The organism is Planctomycetia bacterium, assembly GCA_016795155.1.
Taxonomy (GTDB): Bacteria; Planctomycetota; Planctomycetia; order Gemmatales; family HRBIN36; genus JAEUIE01.
In genome coordinates this window covers 25,257-43,901 of sequence record JAEUIE010000004.1, presented here as the reverse complement: position 1 = coordinate 43,901, position 18,645 = coordinate 25,257, and the positions used below count along the sequence as shown (strand labels likewise).

Here is an 18,645-nt window from a genome sequence, read left to right as displayed (position 1 = left end):
GGCACTGACCGGCAAGCGATTGACACGAATGAGATAGTCCTGGGCCTTCCGATTCGGCATGCGTTCCAGAAAGAACTGTTGCACCGTCTGGCCATCAGAAATCTCGATGGTATCTGCAAATCCACCGCCATCGTTATTCACATAGAAAACCTTCATCATGTGCTCCTTAAAAGTGACCCGGAATGAAACAATGAGCGCGCAGCCTGGTGGGTGGTCCACGTGCGTGGGACATTGCTACTCCTGACTTGAACGGGAAAGGAAGTGATCCGAAGGGAATCACCTGAAAAGGAATAACGAAATGGCTATTCCATATCACCTGATTATGACTGAAAAATGGTCCTAATTAAGCTAACGCTCTTTTCTCCTGTTTCAGACATAATCTCTGGTGATCAATCCTTGCCCGTTAGCCGTCAAGCCGAATGCTTGACCAGAGTCAGTGAAACGACACAAGCTCCAGTGCATGATTCTATTTTCTCCCGGGAAGTACCATGTCACCCAGCATGAATGGCCGAGTGAAGAAGAGTCTGGCGCTCCGTCAGACCGTCCAGGATAGTATCCAGGCGATCTAGTTGTAACGCTGTCAAATCCAATGTTAGTCAGGCAGCCCGCGAAGCAGTTCAAGTTCCCTTGAGGAATCCTTGCGATTCTCAGGAAATGGGTATTCAAAATTATTCAGATTTCATTCTTTCAAAACGAAGAAACTAAGGTACAAATTGATTTGTTATGGAAGAAATGGAAAATATCAGTGGTGAAAAGATTATTAGTTCAGTGGATTGGTCACAGCGACCTACGGGCGATGGCGGTATCGCTTCCGGCGGCCCAGCGTGAAGAGATCATGGAGCAGATCAAGGGCGAGCGTCCCAGGGAGGGAGACCTTGGTCCCATCAAGACTTTGTTTTCAACACAGCAGTTCGATGAGGTTCGACTGCTTAGCAACTATCCCGCCACCTGGAACAAGAAGTACGTCAACTGGCTCGGAGTAAAGGCCGAGATTGTCCCTGCGGATCTGAAGAAGCCCACGGATTACAAGGCGATCTTTCAGATCGCCGATGGTGAACTTGCTGCGATTCGCGACAGGAAGGATTGGGACGAGACCGAATTGTGCCTGCACCTAAGCCCCGGCACTCCGGCTATGGCTGCCGTTTGGTTGTTGCTTGGCAAGACGCGATATCCGGCCACCTTCTACGAGACGTTCGCCGGGAAATCCTGGGTCACGGAAGTTCCCTTCGATCTGACCATCGATGTGATTCCGGAGATTCTCAAGAACCCGGATTCGCACCTGCAGCATCTTGCGTCGCAGAGCCCCAGTGAGATCGAGGGCTTTGGTGACATCGTGGGCGACAGTAGGGCGATTCGCGATGCCGTTGGTCGGGCCAAGCGGGCAGCCATTCGCGGCGTAACCATTCTTCTCCTGGGCGAGAGCGGCACGGGCAAAGAGATGTTTGCCCAGGCGATCCACAAGGCCAGTCACCGCCGGGACAAACCCTTCCTCGCCATCAACTGTGCGACCCTCTCGAAAACGCTCCTGGAATCCGAACTGTTTGGGCACACCAAGGGATCATTCACCGGAGCTGACAAAGAACGAAAAGGTGCGTTCGAACTGACCGATGGCGGAACGCTCTTCCTGGACGAAGTGGGAGAATGCGATCTGGAGACCCAAGCCAAACTCCTGCGAGTCTTGCAGCCGTTACCCGGTGAGGGACCAAGTATCCGCACGCTTCGACGACTGGGCGACGACAAGGACCGCAAGGCCGATGTGCGAGTCGTGGCTGCAACCAACCGCGATCTTCATGAGGCGATTCGCGAAGGCAAGTTCCGCGAAGACCTCTATTACCGTCTCTCGGCGATCTCGATCACTCTTCCGCCACTCCGAGATCGGAAAGCCGATATCCCCGCAATTGCTGAACGACTTCTGGACCAGATCAATCGAAACTTCAATGCGGAGGAGCCCAACTATCAGCACAAATCCCTTTCTGCCCCCGCAACCGCGTTTGTGAAAAGACATGGCTGGCCAGGTAATGTCCGGCAGCTTTACAACGTTTTGGTTCAGGCTGCTGTCCTCGCCGAAGGTCAGGTTCTGGAGCGGTCTGACCTGGTCGCGGCACTAGGGGAAATGCCCGACGAAACCCGCCCGTCCAATCGAGCTTTTGACCGACCGATCGGCGACGGTTTCGACCTGGAGGAGTATCTTAACGATTTACACCGCAATTATTTGCGACGAGCGATGGAAGAGGCAAAGGGTGTCAAGGCCCAAGCCGCTCGACTCCTCGGAATGAAGAACTACCAGACGCTTGATGCCCAGCTCAAGCGGCTGCAGGTGACCGGAGACTGGGATGCCTGAAGCGAACAAAAATACCCTTGGCGATGGAGTTGGCACGCAGTTCGCGTTTGCCAGTCGCCATGGCCGGAATTGGTGACTACTTACTGATGCGATCGATCAACTTCGAGTTTTTGAAACCGAAGTGGCCAGAGCTGTCCGGGCTCGGTGGCTTTGCGGAGTCGTACGCCCATGCAGATCCCATCGGTGCGATCTCGAAGTTGCGTGCGTTCTGCGAACAGTCCGCCAAGTTTGTTCACCACGAACTTCGCCTTCCTCGATTATTCCGCCCCAACCTCATCGACCTGCTGGATGATTCTGCCTTTCAGTCAGCAGTCCCGCGAGTCGTCGTCTCGAAGATGCATGCCCTCCGCATCGAGGGCAACCATGCAGTCCACGGCAACCGTGGCGACACCACGACCGCCCTTCGCCTGCTAAAGGAAGCGTACGACCTGGGACGTTGGCTGTTCGTCACCTTTGCTGGCGGTAAAGCCGAGGATTGCCCGGCGTTCACCCAGCCTCCTGAGGGCGGTGCCGAAGCGGTAGAACGCCGCAAGGAAAAGCGAGCCATCCTGGAACGCATCGCGGCTCAAGAAGCCCAGATGCAGAAACTGCTCGACGACCTCGAAGCCGAACGGTCACGTGCTGAGCAGGCTGTTGCCACCGCATCCGAACTGGAACTGGCACTCACAGCCGGACAACAAGCGGCAGCCGCAGTCGAAGCGGTTGATCCACTCTCCTTCAACGAGGAGCAGACTCGCCGTTACCTGATCGACCTCATGCTGGCCGACGTTGGCTGGAAGGTCGGTCCTAACCTGACCAGCACGCACGAAGTGAAGAAGGAAATGGAAGTCTCCGGCCAGCCGACGGATTCCGGGATTGGCTATGCGGACTACGTCCTCGTGGATGACAACGACAAACCCCTGGGAGTGATCGAAGCGAAGAAAACCTCGAAGAACGCTGAAATTGGTCGCACCCAGGCCAAATGCTACGCCGACGGCCTGGAAGCCGAGCACGGTCAGCGTCCCATAATCTTCTACACCAACGGCTACGACCTCTGGATCTGGAACGACGCCGCTGGGGAGCCACCGCGAAAGATTTACGGCTACTACTCCAAAGACAGCCTTCAGCACTTGCACTTCCAGCGGAAGGAACGCAAACCCGCCACACAGGTGGGTCCGGACAAGAGCAAAAGCATCATCACCCGCATGTACCAGTTCGAGGCGGTGCGGCGAGTGGTGGAGAACTTCGCCCAAAAGAAACGCAAAGCCTTGATCGTTCAGGCGACCGGCACCGGTAAGACCCGCGTCGCGATTGCTCTCTGCGATGCCTTGATTCAAGCTCGTTGGGCCAAGCGAATCCTTTTCCTGTGCGACCGTCGCGAACTCCGCAAACAAGCCCACAACGCCTTCAAGGAATTCTTGCCGTCCGAGAATCGAACTTACGTCACAAGCGACACGGCCAATGACCGCACCAAGCGAATCTATCTGGCCACTTATCCGGCCATGATGAAAGTCTTCGAGACGTTCGACCCTGGCTTCTTCGACCTCATCGTCGCCGATGAATCCCACCGCAGCCTTTACAACCGCTATCGGCAACTCTTCGACTACTTCGACTGCTACCAGGTCGGCCTCACCGCGACGCCCATCGACTACGTTGCCAAAAGCACGTTCGACATGTTCCAGTGCGGGGCGAAGGACCCGACCTTCAACTACTCCTACGAAGAGGCGATCAACAACAACCCCCCGTATCTTGTTCCGTTCGTCGTGGATACGCACACCACGCCGTTCCTGCGGGCGGGTATCAAGTATTCACAGATGTCCGAGGAACAACGCCGCCAATTGGAAGAAGACGAGAGTCTGCCGCAGGCGGTCGAGTTCGAGCAGGCCGAAGTCGACAAGCGGATCTTCAACAAGGATACCAACCGGATCATCTTGCGGAACTTGATGGAGCACGGCGTTCGAGTTTCCGACGGGAGTCGGATCGGCAAGACGATCATCTTCGCTCGCAACCATGACCACGCCGTTCTACTGCAAAATCTCTTCGATGAGATGTACCCACAGTACGGTGGCAATTTCTGCCGCGTGATCGACACCTACGACCCGCGAGCCGAGGAACTCATCGACGACTTCAAGGGCACCGGCTCCAACCCCGATCTGACGATTGCCGTTTCCGTGGACATGCTCGATACCGGCATCGACGTACCGGAGATCGTCAACCTGGTCTTTGCGAAGCCCGTGTTCTCCTTCGTCAAGTTCTGGCAAATGATCGGACGCGGAACCCGGCTATGCCAGAACCTCTTTGGTCCCGGCAAGGACAAGACCCACTTTCAGATCTTCGATCACTGGGGAAACTTCGACCGCTTTGAGCAGGGCTATGAAACTGCCGAGCCGAAGCAGGCCAAGTCCCTGATGCAAAACGTCTTTGAGGCACGACTCGAACTGGCCCGCACCGCGTTGGAGAAACAGAACGCTGATGCCTTCGACCTGGTCATTGACCTGATCGGTAAGGACATCGCCGCCTTACCCGACAAGAGCATTCCGGTCCGGGAGAAGTGGAAGCAGGTCTGTTCGGTCAAGGGCGACGACACCCTCAAGAGATTCGACGCGAATACCAAGGCAACCCTGGAGCAGGAAATCGCTCCGCTTATGCAGTGGGCAAACATCGCCGGCCACGAGGAGGCTCACAAGTTCGACCGGCTCATCGCCCAGATGCAGGTTACCCTCATTAAGGGTTCCAGCCGCTTCGACGACCTGAAGGACGAACTCGTCAACCAGGTAAGCAGCCTGCCGATCAACCTCAGCCAGGTGAAGATCAAACTGCCGATCATCGAGAAGGCCAAGAGTGCCGAGTTCTGGGACCACATAACGGTCCGGGAACTGGAAGAACTCCGCATCGAGCTTCGTGGCATCCTGCAGTTTCGTCCCAAGACCGGGCCGAGCCCCACGCCGCCGAAGGTCATCGACATTGTCGAGGAACCCTCGCTCGTTGAACGCAAACGGCAGAAGGTCAAACTTGCTGGGTTGGACATGGTCGCCTATCGCAACCGCGTCCATCACATCTTGCAGGATATCATCGACGAGAATCCGACTTTGCAGAAGATCAAGGCGGGACAGCCCGTCGAGGCTTCGGAACTAGAAACTCTTTGCTCGCTGGTTCTGACGCTTGACTCCAGTCTGGACCTGCACGACCTGGTGGATTACTTCCCTGAAACTGCTGGGCATCTCGACCAAGCGATCCGCAGCGTCATCGGAATGGACGCCAAGACCGTTCACGAACGATTCACCCAGTTCGTCAAGGAACACCCGAACCTGGCATCACACCAAATCAAGTTCCTCGATCTTCTGCAAAACCACATTGCCAAATACGGTTCCATCGAAGTGCAACGCCTCTACGAGCCGCCGTTCACGCTGCTCCACACGGACAGCCTCGACGGACTTTTCGACGAGCCCTTGGCCGACGAACTCCTAGACATTATTGGCTCCTTCAAGCCGCAAGGAAGCGAGGAATAACGCAGTATGATTACCGGACCACTCCGCGGTCGCATTGACAAGCTCTGGGAAGAGTTCTGGACGGGCGGGATTACCAACCCGCTCACTGTCATCGAACAGATTTCCTTCCTCATGTTCTCCCGTCTGCTCGACATGCGGGAGAGCACTGAGGAAAAGCGTTGGAATCGCACCAACAAGGGCAAGGCGTTCCCAGGCTACTTCTTCAGCTCCAAGGAACAAGACATTCGTTGGTCAAACTTCCGCCACCTCGGTGCTGAGGAAATGCGGGATCTCGTCCGCGATAAGGTCTTTGCTCACTTCCGCATGCTGGGCAACAACGGGCACCAGCCCAAGGACGAGCCGAAGAACACCTTCGCCGAATACATGAAGGACGCCCAACTCATGATTCAGAAGCCGAGCCTGCTGGTCTCGGCGGTGAACATGATCGAAGAATTGCCACTCGCTCAGGGTGACACGAAGGGGGACCTCTACGAGTATCTGCTCAGCAAGCTGACCACGGCAGGCATCAACGGCCAGTTCCGCACGCCCCGGCACATCATCAGCCTGATGGTGGACCTGATGGAACCCGAACCCACCTGGGTCATTGGCGACCCGGCCTGTGGCACCGGCGGCTTCCTCGTCAGCGTCATGGAGCACCTGCGGAAGAAGTACACGTCGAAAGAAGGCCGTATGGTCGAGAAGGCCAATGGCGAGCAGCACGTCACCTACACCGGCGACCTCTTGGAGCCGTACCGCCAGCACATTCAGAGCGGCATGTTCCACGGTTTCGACTTCGACGTGACCATGCTTCGCATCGCCGCCATGAACCTGATGCTGCACGGCGTCGATACGCCCGACATCCATTACCAGGACACGCTCAGCAACAACTTCCCCGAACGCTTCCCCCGTTACGCCAGCGAATGCTTCGACCTGATCCTGGCCAATCCGCCTTTCAAAGGAAGCCTCGACGAGCAAGATGTACATCCCAGCCTCACGGGCAAGGTGAAGACCAGGAAGACCGAACTGCTGTTCCTGATACTCATGCTCCGTATGCTCAAACTCGGCGGACGCTGTGCCGTCATCGTGCCGGATGGCGTACTTTTCGGTTCGTCCAATGCCCACGTCGCTGCACGCAAGCTACTCGTTGAAGAACATCAGCTTGAGGCGGTGGTCAAACTTCCCGCTGGTGTATTCAAGCCTTATGCCGGGGTCAGCACAGCCATTCTCATCTTCACCAAGGGTGGCCGCACCACTGATGTCTGGTTCTACGACGTGCAGGCCGATGGCTTCTCGCTCGACGACAAACGCGATCCGGTTGAAGCCAACGACCTGCCCGACGTGTGTGTTCGCTGGGCCAAGCGGAACCCGAAGAAGGACACCGACCGCAAGGACAAGGCGTTCTTCGTCCCCAAGGCCGAGATTGCCGAGAATAAGTTCGACCTGTCGCTCAACCGCTACAAGGAGATTGTCCACGAGGAAGTAAAGTACGATCCACCGAAGAAGATTCTGGCCCGCCTCAAGAAGCTGGAAGCCGAGATCGCCAGCGACCTCGCAGAACTGGAGGCGATGCTGGGATGAAACAGAACCCTTCAGCCACTCTTCCAGGTACCGCGGTATTGCCCTTCACCGGCATGGTGGATGCCATCTGCGCCATTCACCATCAACTGCAAAAGCAAGCTGCCCGGGCCATCAATGCCGGCCTCACCCTGCGCAACTGGCTGATAGGCTGGCATATTCATGAATTCGAACAGCATGGCGCCGACCGAGCTGCCTATGGCACACATCTGCTGGAAAAGCTCGCAGCACAATTACAAGAGCAGGCCATCAGCCGCTGTGAACAACGCGAGCTTCGCCGCTATCGTCTCTTCTACCAGCTTTATCCCCAGATTCGGGATTCACTGAATCCCGATTTTCATAACCTGTTGCCAGCTATCACATTAGAACCAACTGCCATTCGGGAGGCACTGACTCCCATTTCCGGGAAAGATCTGCTCACCCGGCTGTCGTTCACCCATATCAACGAACTCCTGCAGATCGATAGTCCTGAAAAACGCGCCTTCTACGAACGGGAATGCATCCAGGGGAGCTGGTCGGTCCGTGAACTCAAGCGGCAGATCAGCAGCCTGCTCTATGAACGCAGCGAGCTTTCCCTGGATCGCCAGAAGCTGGCTGCCCAGACACAGAAATCGGCAGAGCCTGATTCACCAGCCCTCACCATTCGCGATCCGTATGTCTTTGAGTTCCTGGGACTCACGCCTCGCGAGGTGATGACAGAATCACACCTGGAGGATCAACTGCTCGACCGCCTGCAGAACTTCCTGCTGGAACTGGGGCAGGGCTTCTGCTTCGAAGCCCGCCAGCGCCGCATCCTTATTGGCGATACCTACCACTTCGTCGACCTGGTCTTTTATCACCGAATTCTTAAGTGCCATGTGCTGGTGGAGCTTAAGCTGGAACGCTTTACCCACGAGAATATTGGCCAACTCAACACCTATGTCAGTTGGTTCGACCGCCAGGTGCGCACTACCAGCGATAATCCACCCATCGGCATCCTGCTCTGTACCGATAAAGACCATGCCCTGGTCGAGTATGCCCTGGCGGGAATGGATAACAAGCTCTTCGTTTCCAAGTATCAGTTGGAACTGCCCAGCAAGGAATTGTTGCAGAAACAGATAGAAACCGAAAAGCAGCGGCTGGAGGCCGAGCAACCATGAGGTTAGACATAAGTAGTCAAAGAGCGAAGACCATGGCCCGCCTCAAGAAGCTGGAACGCGAGATTGCCAGCGACCTCGAAGAACTGGAGGCGATGCTGGGATGACCCTTACCATTGACTATTCGCCGATAAAGCCGAACGTCGTCGATATCGACACTTGGAGCCCGCAGTACGCCGTACCGGAGGATGAATTCGATTACATAGATATCGCTTCGGTGGATCGTGACACGAAGACGATCATCGGTACCAGCCGCATCTCAGCCAGTGAAGCACCAAGTCGTGCTCGGCAAATAGTGAAATCGAACGACGTACTCGTCTCGACTGTTAGGCCAAATCTCAATGCTGTGGCTCTCGTGCCAGAGCATTTGACCGATGCCATTGCCTCGACCGGCTTCTGCGTCCTTCGCTGCCATCCCAATAAGCTAGATTACCGCTACCTCTTTCACTGGGTTCGGACGGAGCTGTTCGTCGCGGACATGGTGCGACAAGCTACGGGTGCAAGTTACCCAGCAGTCAGCGATCGGATCATCAAGGAATCAAGATTTCCCCTGCCGCCGCTGCCGGAGCAGAAGCGGATCGCCGACATCCTCGACAAGGCCGACGAAATCCGGCGAAAACGGCGGGAGGCAGTCCAGAGCCTTGAAGCTCTTTCAGATTCGCTTTTTCGTCAGTTCTCTGATGGAGCTGAGACGCAAGCGAGAACGATTGCCGAGTTGCTTGAATCGCACGTCCTCTTGGTTCACAAAGATGGGAATTACGGTGGTAGTTACCCTCGGAAACACGAATTTGGTTCCGTCGGCATTCCGTTCTTGTCTGCCAAGCACGTGGCGGCCGACGGCACGCTTGTCTTGGATGATGTACCTCGCCTAAATGAGGAAAAGGCCAGAACCCTTACGTTTGGTTGGATCGAGCAAGGCGATGTTCTACTGGCACACAATGCAACAGTAGGACCTGTGGCTCTCTATCGAGGCGACTTTCCAGAGGCACTAATCGGCACGTCTCTAACGTGCTTTCGTCCCAACCCAAAGTTGCTGACTTCTGAATTCCTCTTTGCTGCATTGCGAGGTTCACACTTCCAGCAACAGCTTGAAAAGGAAATGTCGCAGACGACGCGAAACCAAGTTCCGATCACTGCACAGCGGAGGCTTACGCTTTACGTTCCCGAACTAAAAGAGCAAGCCGCGTTTGCGAACCAACTTTCCGGTACCCATCGACTACGCGAAAAGTATTCCGGTTCGGCGTGTGAATCCGAGTCGCTTTTCAACTCCCTTGTCCAGCGAGCCTTCCGAGGGGGGGTGTAATGCCAGTGGACCTTTCCAAAAGCTTGGTTATCGGCATCTCGTCGCGGGCCTTGTTCGACCTGGAAGAGTCAAACAAAGTCTTCGAGACTGACGGCGAAGCGGCATATGCGAAGTATCAGGAAGAGCGGAAGGATGAACCGCTCAAGCCCGGGATCGGCTTCCGGCTCGTCCAGGCAATCCTGGGATTGAACAGCCGCATCCGCGAGAAGGGTGTTCGCAAGGCCGAAGTTGTTGTTACATCTCGCAACAGCCCTGCAACATCGATGCGGCTATTCAATTCGATCAGCCACCATGATTTGGATATTCAGCGAGCTATTCTCACGGGAGGCACTCCAGTCGCTCGCTATTTGAAGTCGTTCTGCGTGGATCTTTATCTATCTGCCTACGAGAGTGACGTTGAAGAAGCGATCAATGCAGGCATTGCTGCTGGGGTCATCTATACAAGCGGAACCACGCAGGAGCCTTCGGCGATTTCATCAATTGACCCGGTAAAGGAGTTGCGATTTGCGTTTGACGGCGACAACGTGCTTTTCAACAGCGAAGCAGAAGACGTCTTCCAACGTGAGAAACTGGAGGGCTTTGTCAAGCACGAAGTCACTCACTCCAAGCGGCCGCTTGGAGACGGGCCGTTCGCCAAGTTATTGCGAACGCTGGCGGTGCTGCAGAAGGACCCAGGTTTCGAGAATCCCCCGATTCGTACCGCACTCGTGACGGCCCGCAGCCTGCCGACGCACTTGCGGGTGTTAAACACGTTTCGGGCGTGGGGAATTCATGTTGACGAGGCCTTTTTCATGGGCGGCGTTGACAAGTCGGCTATTCTCTCGGCATTCCAGCCGCACATTTTCTTTGACGACCAAGATGGGCACTGTCGGAGTGCCTCACAGGTCGTATCGACGGCACGTGTGCCGATTACACGAGAGGCCGAGGCGAGCACTCTCGCTTGCAGCTCCCAGACGGTGGCAGTCGCCAGCGAACTGTCCGGGAGTACCGCCAATGGCTGAAGACCTTGCCAACGCAACGGTGTTCTATTCGTGGGAGTCGGACCTCCCGGCGAAGACGACCCGCAATCTCATCGAGGGTTGCCTGAACAAGGCCATCCAGCAACTCGGCCGTGATGACGACGTTGATGTCGATCCGAGTCTCGACCGCGACACGCGAGGAGTCAGTGGCTCGCCGGTCATCCTGGACGCGATTCTGGAGAAGATCGACAACTGCTCGGCCTTTGTCGCGGACGTCTCGATCATCAACTCCGGCGACTCGTCGCGGCCGACCCCGAACCCCAACGTCGCCATCGAGCTGGGTTACGCGGTGAAGGCCTGTGGGTGGGACCGAATCCTCCCGGTGTGCAACGAGTATTTCGGAGCCATCGACAAGTTGCCCTTCGACATCCCGGATCGTCGAGTGATTCCGTTCACCCTCTCGGAGAATCCGACGCCGGAAGAGATCACAGCCGCCAAGGAGAAACTGACCGCAATCTTTAAGCTCCGCCTGAAGGAGATCCTGAAGCTGAGCCGGGAGTCGATCCTGGACATCCATGTCGGCGACCCCGACACCGAGGAATTGTTCGGGCACGAGCACAACTGCCGCTTGGTCCGCTGCGTGTTCTCCGACTATCCCGATGGCAAGTTCCCGCTATACGAGCAGTACAGTTCTGCCGGTCCTGGCCTGCAACTGCGAGAACCCGGGGCGAACAGCAACTACTACCGAGACGTCGCCGAGTACACGATCCAGCGAAACTTGACCCACCGATTCGCGTTCGCCGTGCTCAACCGATCGGATAAGACACTGCTCTCGCCACGGCTCGAAGTCGTCATCGAATCACCCGAGTCTGAGCTTCTTGCCTTCGACGCTGACTCCTTCCCCGATGTGCCCGACAAGTCCATCTTCAGAGGTGGCCTGCCCGCCCTCCTGGAGCGACAGAACCGACGGAACGTCGCACAACTCAAGCAAGGGGCGGACCGCACCATCATCCGGGCGGAACTTGAGAACATCCAGGCCAAGAGGACCGCCTGGTCCACCTGTGTGTACCTCGGCACGTCTGCCGATCGACTGGTTCTCAAATGCCGCCTCTACGCGGACAACTTGAAGCAGCCGTTCGAGCAGCAGTTGACGCTCAACTTCTCGATTGCCGAGCAAAGCAAGACGCTGAAGGAGTGGATTGCCGCCGGGTTCACGGCAACATAACGGGGGCAGAATCATGGCCAAGGCAGAAGCGACCGTCGAAGACCTGGTCTCCATGGTGGAGCGGGGTGAACTCCGCCTTCCCGAGATGCAGCGGCAGTACGTCTGGCAGGCGACTCGCGTCCGCGACTTGATGGACTCGCTCTACCGCGGCTACCCGTCGGGGGCGATCCTCATCTGGGAGACCGACGAGGCCGTCCCGCTCCGCGACTTCGCCGTGCAGCAACAGCAGAATCCCTACGCCACCACGAAGCTGCTCCTCGACGGCCAGCAGCGGCTCACGTCCCTGTCGGCTGTCCTGCGAGCCGAGCCGATCAAGGTCCGTGGAAGAAAGCGGCCGATCGAATTGCTCTTCAACCTGGAACACCCCGACCAGTTGACCCTTATTACAGAAGCGTCAGACGAGAACGACCTCGACGAAGAACTCGAAGTGGATAGCGATCTGGAATCCGACGAAGATGCCGACGAAGAAACTCCCGATGCCAGCGAGGATGAACTGCTCCGGCGATTCAATCAGATGACATTTCTGGTCTCGACAAAGAAGATAGAAGCGATGCCCACCTGGGTAAAGGTAAGTGATGTGTTCCGTACGTCGGATAATACCCCCTTTCTCAAGAAAGCGGGCGTCACGAACCTGGATGATCCACGATGCGAAAAATACAGTCAACGTCTCAACAAGTTGCGTGGGATACGGAAGTATCACTACCGAATGGACATCCTGGAACGAAATCTTTCCTATGAAGAAGTGACCGAAATCTTCGTGCGAGTGAATTCCCTTGGGGCTAAACTGCGAAGCTCCGATCTGGCCATGGCTCAGATTACTGCCAAGTGGCGGGAATCGCTGAAAATATTTGAGAAATTCCAAGAGGATTGTTCAGAGTTGGGATTTGACGTGGATTTAGGTATACACGTCAAGAACCTGGTATCACACACGACTGGCCAGTCACGATTCCACACTGTTGGCAGATTACTGGTGGATAAGCTTCAGGAAGGTTGGACCGATGCCAAAGAAGGGATGCACTTCGCGATCAATTTCCTGAAAAGTAACGTCGGTATCGAGAGTCCAGCCTTGCTCTCGTCCGAATTTTTGTTGATTGCCCTCGGCTACCTGGGGCATCATAAGAAATATCATCTAACTGCATTAGAAGAGGCAGACCTTCGGTACTGGGTGCTGACGGCAAACACCAAGGGGCGATACTCGCGAGGATCCTCCGAAACAATCTTGGATCAAGACCTGTCTCGGATAAGGCAAGATGGCAATGTAGCAGGCCTAATCGAAACAATCCAGTTACAATTCGGTCGGCTAGACATTGTTCCAGGCGAACTTGAGAGCCGAAATGCACGAAGTGCCTTCTTCAAGACGATGTTCCTGGCGTTCCGGAAGGACGGAGCGAAAGATTGGACATCGAACCTGGCGATTTCGCTGTCCCATTCAGGGAAACAACACAAGCTTCAGTTTCATCACATCTTTCCACGAGCTGTTCTGCGCGACATGCATCGGCCGCACATCATCAATGACATTGCCAATCTCGCATTTATCGGTGGCAAAACCAATCGACGCATTAGTAGCAAGCCGCCGATTGATTACTTGCCTAGCGTCATTGAGAAACAAGGTGAGCATGCTCTTCGGGCACAGTGCATTCCCACTGAGCCCCGACTATGGCAGATCGAGAATTATCTGGAATTTCTGAATGAGCGACGAAAGTTGATAGCGATACGTCTTAATGAGTACCTTGCCCTTGGACGTATTCCAGACAATACAGTTAGGAGAAACGAATTGTGATCACGGTCAAATTCTTCGAGACCTTTTCAGGCATTCGCGAGCGGATGGAAATTGAACAACCTTACACATGTGGGTATGGTCGTAACTGATTGATGTGCTATTGTTCACTTTGTTTACGATCGCATTTTTCTTGATAAGGAGACTCTTCAAGATGAACAAACCGGAAAAGTTGCCTGCCTTATCTCTCCGTCAACCTTGGGCAGAGGAGGTCATGCGAGGCAAGAAAAAGATCGAGTATCGCAGCATACCCACGAACATCCGGGGCCGAGTTTATCTTTATGCCAGCCTGGGCAGATACTCGAAGACATTGGAAGCAGAGTTTTCTGATGATGTTGGGTATGACCTTGATCCATTACCTCGTGGTGTGATCGTGGGAACCGTCGAGATTGTAGATTGCATTTACAACCGGAAAAACGACGACTACGAATGGATGTTAGGCAAGCCCAAACGATTTCCAAAACCGGTAAAGCCGAAGTTCAAAGCTCAACCCGTCTGGTTTCGGCCGTTTGGAAAGTGAGCTTAGTTGATAGTCGATTCCCTAATGCAGAGGATCACCGATGCCTGAAGAACAAGCTCCCATGCCAGGTCCCGATCATCTAATATCTAGGGAAGAGATTAAACAACTCCTTGAAGTTCACCAAAAGCAGATGAAGGAATTCGAGGTAAGAGAAAATCGTAAAACACGAAATCTATTGAAGGCTGTTGAGCTGGAAAATTTCAAAGGCATTGGTGAGCGAGTTCGCCTTGAGTTAAAACCCATTACTTTACTGTTTGGAGGTAACAGTGCTGGGAAAAGTACCATTTTACACGCCTTGCACTATGCACGAGAAATTCTTGAACGTCACAATCTCAATCCAGATCGGACCATAGCTGGAGGCAAATATGTTGACCTGGGTGGCTTTTTGAACATGGTTCATCAGCATGATCCCTTACGGGAGATCAAGCTGGGTTTTGAATTGGATTTGCACGATTCGATCTTGCCAAGCTATTACAACCCGGGAGGTTCACGCAAGGTAGTTGATTACGAGGAACTTGGTTTCGCTGATCAGATCGAGACGGCCAAGATTAGCCTGAGCGTGGCGAGAAAACAATTTCGTGACGAGGTTCGATTTCTGGTTATCGAATATGCAGTGGAAATAAATGGTCAGCCACTTGCCAGGATCAATACTCCAACACTGCGATCAGGTACGTTTTTGTATGACATCAATTATCACCACCCCATTTTTGCAAACTGGGAGATAATGAGCGCCCTGGCAGATGTAGTGATAAGAGATCACGCCCGATTAGTAGAAAAACATGGGATTTATTTCGATGAGATTGCTTTAGAGGGACAACATGATTCCCTGCCAGCCTGGGGACAATGTCTACCGCTTGGCACAGTGGCCAGTTTCGATGATTTGAAGGATGCTAAAAATGATATTTCTGAATCCATGATTTCGTTGCTGGAAGATTTCAATCCGATAATGAGTCAGTTGATTGTTGGACCTGGTGAAATCCTGCTGAAATGCTTGCAAAATTCCCGATACCTTGGGCCCATTCGTGAGACTCCGTCACGTAATTACTCTCCTCCCAATTTTCCAGCGCCTGATCGATGGGCTTCCGGACTTGCTGCATGGGACATGCTGAGCACCGGTCCGGGAAAGTATGTTCAGCAGGTCAGTGATTGGATGTCGCAACCTGAACGGTTGAATACCGGTTATCGGTTGGAACGTAAGCAGTACAAGAAGCTGGATCTCAGTCATCCACTGATGATCTCATTGATAACGGGCAGGGCATTTGATGAAGTGGAAAATGCCAAGTTTGATCTTCAGAACATTCCCACTGAATCACAATTGATAATTATCTCGGAAACAAAAGAAATGGAGTTGCTTCCCAGTGATGTGGGAATCGGTATTTCCCAGATTTTGCCTGTCATTGCAGCAGCGATGGGTGAGCAGCACCGATTGATAATGATGGAACAGCCAGAACTTCATGTGCATCCGAGAATTCAGGCAGCATTAGGAGATTTGTTTATTGAAACAGCACTGGGAAAGGAAAGCCGTGGTCACGAGTACTTGATTGAGACACACAGCGAACATCTGATTTTACGGCTACTGCGGCGTATTCGAGAAACGAATGAAAGCACTATTTCAGATGGAGTTTTGAGATTAACGCCTGATGATGTAGCCGTGAACTATGTTGAGGCTACCCCCTCTGGCACTGTCGTTAGAAATCTCAGGATCGATGAACAGGGAGAATTTCTGGATAGGTGGCCACAGGGCTTCTTTGAGGAAAGGGCAAAGGAGCTCTTTTCATGATCAAAGAATACGCACTGGAGCCATCACTACTTAGTAACTGGGACAGATTCCAGAGATACATCAGCTTGTTTGGTGTTCCAAATGGTCGTTTAATTTCCAGGTTTCCAAAAAAATGGCAGCTTCTTGTTCTCGAGAATCTGACATGTGGCGAAGTGGAAAGACACAGAATAATAGAAGCATTAGCCCGTGCGGCTAAGTCAGTTCTGCTGTCACGGGAGCAAGGAATGTGGCAGGATGCATCGACCTGGCTGACTAATGTACTGAGTGAACACAGACGCAAACCGTTTGAAGCAATTCTTGCCAATAGTGAGGTTGCCGGACATTCTGAAGTAATTGATGGTAATGCTTTAGATGTGACAGCACTTCCAATTCCCTTAAGAGCGGGCCCTTCCAAAATAGTTGTCAGAACAGCGGTAGAGATGGCACGATCCATCCGTTTGCTTCTTCAGATATCCAAGAAAATTGTGATCGTGGATCGTAATTTCTCTCCTGATATTATGCGCTTTCGTGAACCCTTACGGGAGATATTGAATTGCTTTCTCGACCAATACGGCAGGGTGCGGTCAGTTGACATCGAACTTCATCTAAGCCATAGAGTCCTGGCGAGTGCTACTAATTTTGGTATTGCCTGCCAAGCACATCTAGAAAATGTGATACCCGAGGGAATGATGTTGACTATCGTTCGATGGAATCACGAGGAACTTCACAATCGATACATACTGACTGACCGAGGAGGAGTTCAACTCGGAGAAGGCCTGGATGAAGCAAATGAGCGTTCAAGCAGAAATCAGGATACTTTAACTCTGCTGTCGCAAAATGACAGTGACGCTCTCCTCAATCGGTATGATTCAGTTCGACAAAACGACAAGACAAAGCTCATAAGGATTGCAGGTAGACTCAGGTAGCCATTGGTGCGTTGGTACCTTGTAGGAACTTAACAACTAGATTTGTTTCAACATAACTGACGTTGTACTAGGGCGGTTCGGCAAACTGACGATAAATCGAAATTCTTGTGTCGCAACTGATTGCTCTTATGGTAGTTGCGCTTCCTGCATTGTTGTTGACGCATCTTTGGCACACCGACTGCAATTATTCCATTCCAACAACACCCACCACTCTCTATGGAAATCACGCTATGCACACCGCAATTAACAATCATGTCCTCAAGTCCGATGTCCTTTCCAGTCTTGACCTGCACCTGATCATAAATGACCGCAATATCCTGGCGTACCTGGCACAGTTCGAGGACGAGGAAGTTCAGTGCGAAAAAGCGTTGGAAGCGATTAAAGTTGGCGTGATCGCGATTCAGTCAGCCAGCCCGACTTTGGATACGCAGGTTGTCCAGGCAAAGTTTGCCGAAGTGGAAACCCGCATGAAGGAACAGATGGGCGAGTTTCAAAAGAAAGTAAGTGACGATCTCGTGCGTTACTTCGCCGAGAATGATGGCGTGGTGCCGCGATCGATAGACGTGGTGTTTGGCGACAAGGGGGCAATCACACGGACATTTCAGACCTACTTCGATCCAACTGAAGGAAAACTGTCACGGTTGATGCAGGCCCAGATCGGGCCGCAGAGCACGTTTGGCAAAGCTCTTGACCCGCAGAACAAGTCTGGAGTTATTGCCATGATAGAAACCCGCGTTCAGGAACTGGTGGAAGCCAAGCTCAACGAGGTCCTAAAGCAGTTTTCTCTCGATACAGACGGTTCTGCTATGAGCCGACTCAAGGAAATGCTGTCCGATTTCTATGCCCAGCTTAATCAATCGCTGGGCATCAAGGCTGCGACGGAAGCGGAGGCTGAGAAAGGGCACGTAAAGGGTATAGTCTTCGAGGAAGACCTGTACGGAGTGTTCGCTGAAGCCGGCAGCCAGTTGGGTGATGACACGGAGTTGGTACGTGGAACGGTTGGCGCTATTAGTCGCTGCAAGAAGGGGGATTACGTGGCTACGCTGGGTGAGACCAGTGGAGCTCCTGGGTTGCGTATCGTCGTGGAAGTCAAAGATCAATCCCTGCGACTGAAAGACGCGATCGACGAGCTTCAGGAGGCCAAGAAGAACCGGGATGCTGTCAGTGGTATTTATGTCTACACTCGTGGAAATGAGCCTGCAGAAGTTGGTGACTTCCGACGTATTGGCGAAGATTTCTATGTTACGGTTGACAAAGCGGAGATAGCCACTGGCAAACAGCCCATGTTCCTGGATTGTGCGTACAAAATCGCACGGGCCCTGGCAGTTGCTGCGAGTCGGAAAGAGGAAGCGGGAGAGCTTGATTTACAGCAGATCCAGGACCATCTTGACGCTCTGGGTGCCTGGTCGGACAGGATTGCCGATATGGCGACCAAGGCACGTACCATCCAGAGCAGTGGGAAACTCATCGAGCAGTGTGCGAATGATCTGAAACTGGATCTTGATGCTCGTGTGGCTGCAACGCTGAAGTTGTTGCAGAAAAGCTGAAGCTATAGCATTCACAACAATTAGCTAAAGAAGGTTCCTTTCTGGAAATGGGTTAATTAAAGTAATCCATTCCATGGGAGGAACCAAAAAAGGCCATGTAACACTTATTT

The 18,645-nt window shown here is 53.5% G+C and carries 13 protein-coding genes; 12 read left to right on the top strand and 1 reads right to left on the bottom strand.

All coding sequences use genetic code 11. The features are described 5' to 3' along the window. On the bottom strand, nucleotides 1-159 hold a 159-nt coding region (locus JNJ77_02065; GenBank protein ID MBL8821344.1), incomplete at its 3' end, for a hypothetical protein. 559 nt (nucleotides 160-718) lie between these two features. Between JNJ77_02065 and JNJ77_02060 the strand changes: the two genes are divergently transcribed. The 12 genes from JNJ77_02060 (at nucleotide 719) to JNJ77_02005 (ending at nucleotide 18,535) form a co-directional block, all read left to right on the top strand. Continuing rightward, complete coding sequence (locus JNJ77_02060; GenBank protein MBL8821343.1) at nucleotides 719-2,341, top strand: sigma 54-interacting transcriptional regulator; 1,623 nt, start codon at nucleotides 719-721, stop codon at nucleotides 2,339-2,341. A gap of 86 nt (nucleotides 2,342-2,427) precedes the next feature. Then, nucleotides 2,428-5,829, top strand: a complete 3,402-nt coding sequence (locus JNJ77_02055) for a DEAD/DEAH box helicase family protein (protein MBL8821342.1) — start codon at nucleotides 2,428-2,430, stop codon at nucleotides 5,827-5,829. Nucleotides 5,830-5,835: 6 nt separating this feature from the next. Continuing rightward, complete coding sequence (locus tag JNJ77_02050; protein ID MBL8821341.1) at nucleotides 5,836-7,386, top strand: SAM-dependent DNA methyltransferase; 1,551 nt, start codon at nucleotides 5,836-5,838, stop codon at nucleotides 7,384-7,386. Beyond that, on the top strand, nucleotides 7,383-8,522 hold the full coding sequence (locus JNJ77_02045; protein MBL8821340.1) for a DUF1016 family protein: 1,140 nt from the start codon (nucleotides 7,383-7,385) through the stop codon (nucleotides 8,520-8,522). The genes JNJ77_02050 and JNJ77_02045 overlap by 4 nt, the downstream gene beginning before the upstream one ends. Nucleotides 8,523-8,622: 100 nt before the next feature. Then, a complete protein-coding gene (locus tag JNJ77_02040) occupies nucleotides 8,623-9,822 on the top strand; it encodes a restriction endonuclease subunit S (protein MBL8821339.1) in 1,200 nt (399 codons plus the stop codon). After that, complete coding sequence (locus JNJ77_02035; GenBank protein ID MBL8821338.1) at nucleotides 9,822-10,823, top strand: 5'-nucleotidase; 1,002 nt, start codon at nucleotides 9,822-9,824, stop codon at nucleotides 10,821-10,823. The genes JNJ77_02040 and JNJ77_02035 overlap by 1 nt, the downstream gene beginning before the upstream one ends. Further along, complete coding sequence (locus tag JNJ77_02030; GenBank protein ID MBL8821337.1) at nucleotides 10,816-12,006, top strand: hypothetical protein; 1,191 nt, start codon at nucleotides 10,816-10,818, stop codon at nucleotides 12,004-12,006. Before JNJ77_02035 ends, JNJ77_02030 begins: the two co-directional genes overlap by 8 nt. A gap of 13 nt (nucleotides 12,007-12,019) precedes the next feature. Further along, nucleotides 12,020-13,786, top strand: coding sequence for a DUF262 domain-containing protein (locus JNJ77_02025; GenBank protein ID MBL8821336.1), 1,767 nt, complete (start codon nucleotides 12,020-12,022; stop codon nucleotides 13,784-13,786). Between the two features lie 151 nt (nucleotides 13,787-13,937). Continuing rightward, nucleotides 13,938-14,303: an ASCH domain-containing protein gene (locus tag JNJ77_02020; protein ID MBL8821335.1), complete on the top strand. Its 366-nt coding sequence runs from the start codon at nucleotides 13,938-13,940 to the stop codon at nucleotides 14,301-14,303. 40 nt (nucleotides 14,304-14,343) lie between these two features. Further along, nucleotides 14,344-16,083 (top strand): DUF3696 domain-containing protein, encoded by a 1,740-nt coding sequence (locus JNJ77_02015; protein MBL8821334.1) that lies wholly within the window; start codon nucleotides 14,344-14,346, stop codon nucleotides 16,081-16,083. Next, on the top strand, nucleotides 16,080-16,988 hold the full coding sequence (locus tag JNJ77_02010; GenBank protein ID MBL8821333.1) for a hypothetical protein: 909 nt from the start codon (nucleotides 16,080-16,082) through the stop codon (nucleotides 16,986-16,988). The genes JNJ77_02015 and JNJ77_02010 overlap by 4 nt, the downstream gene beginning before the upstream one ends. Nucleotides 16,989-17,218: 230 nt before the next feature. After that, nucleotides 17,219-18,535: a hypothetical protein gene (locus JNJ77_02005; protein ID MBL8821332.1), complete on the top strand. Its 1,317-nt coding sequence runs from the start codon at nucleotides 17,219-17,221 to the stop codon at nucleotides 18,533-18,535. The last annotated feature ends 110 nt before the right edge of the window (nucleotides 18,536-18,645 follow it).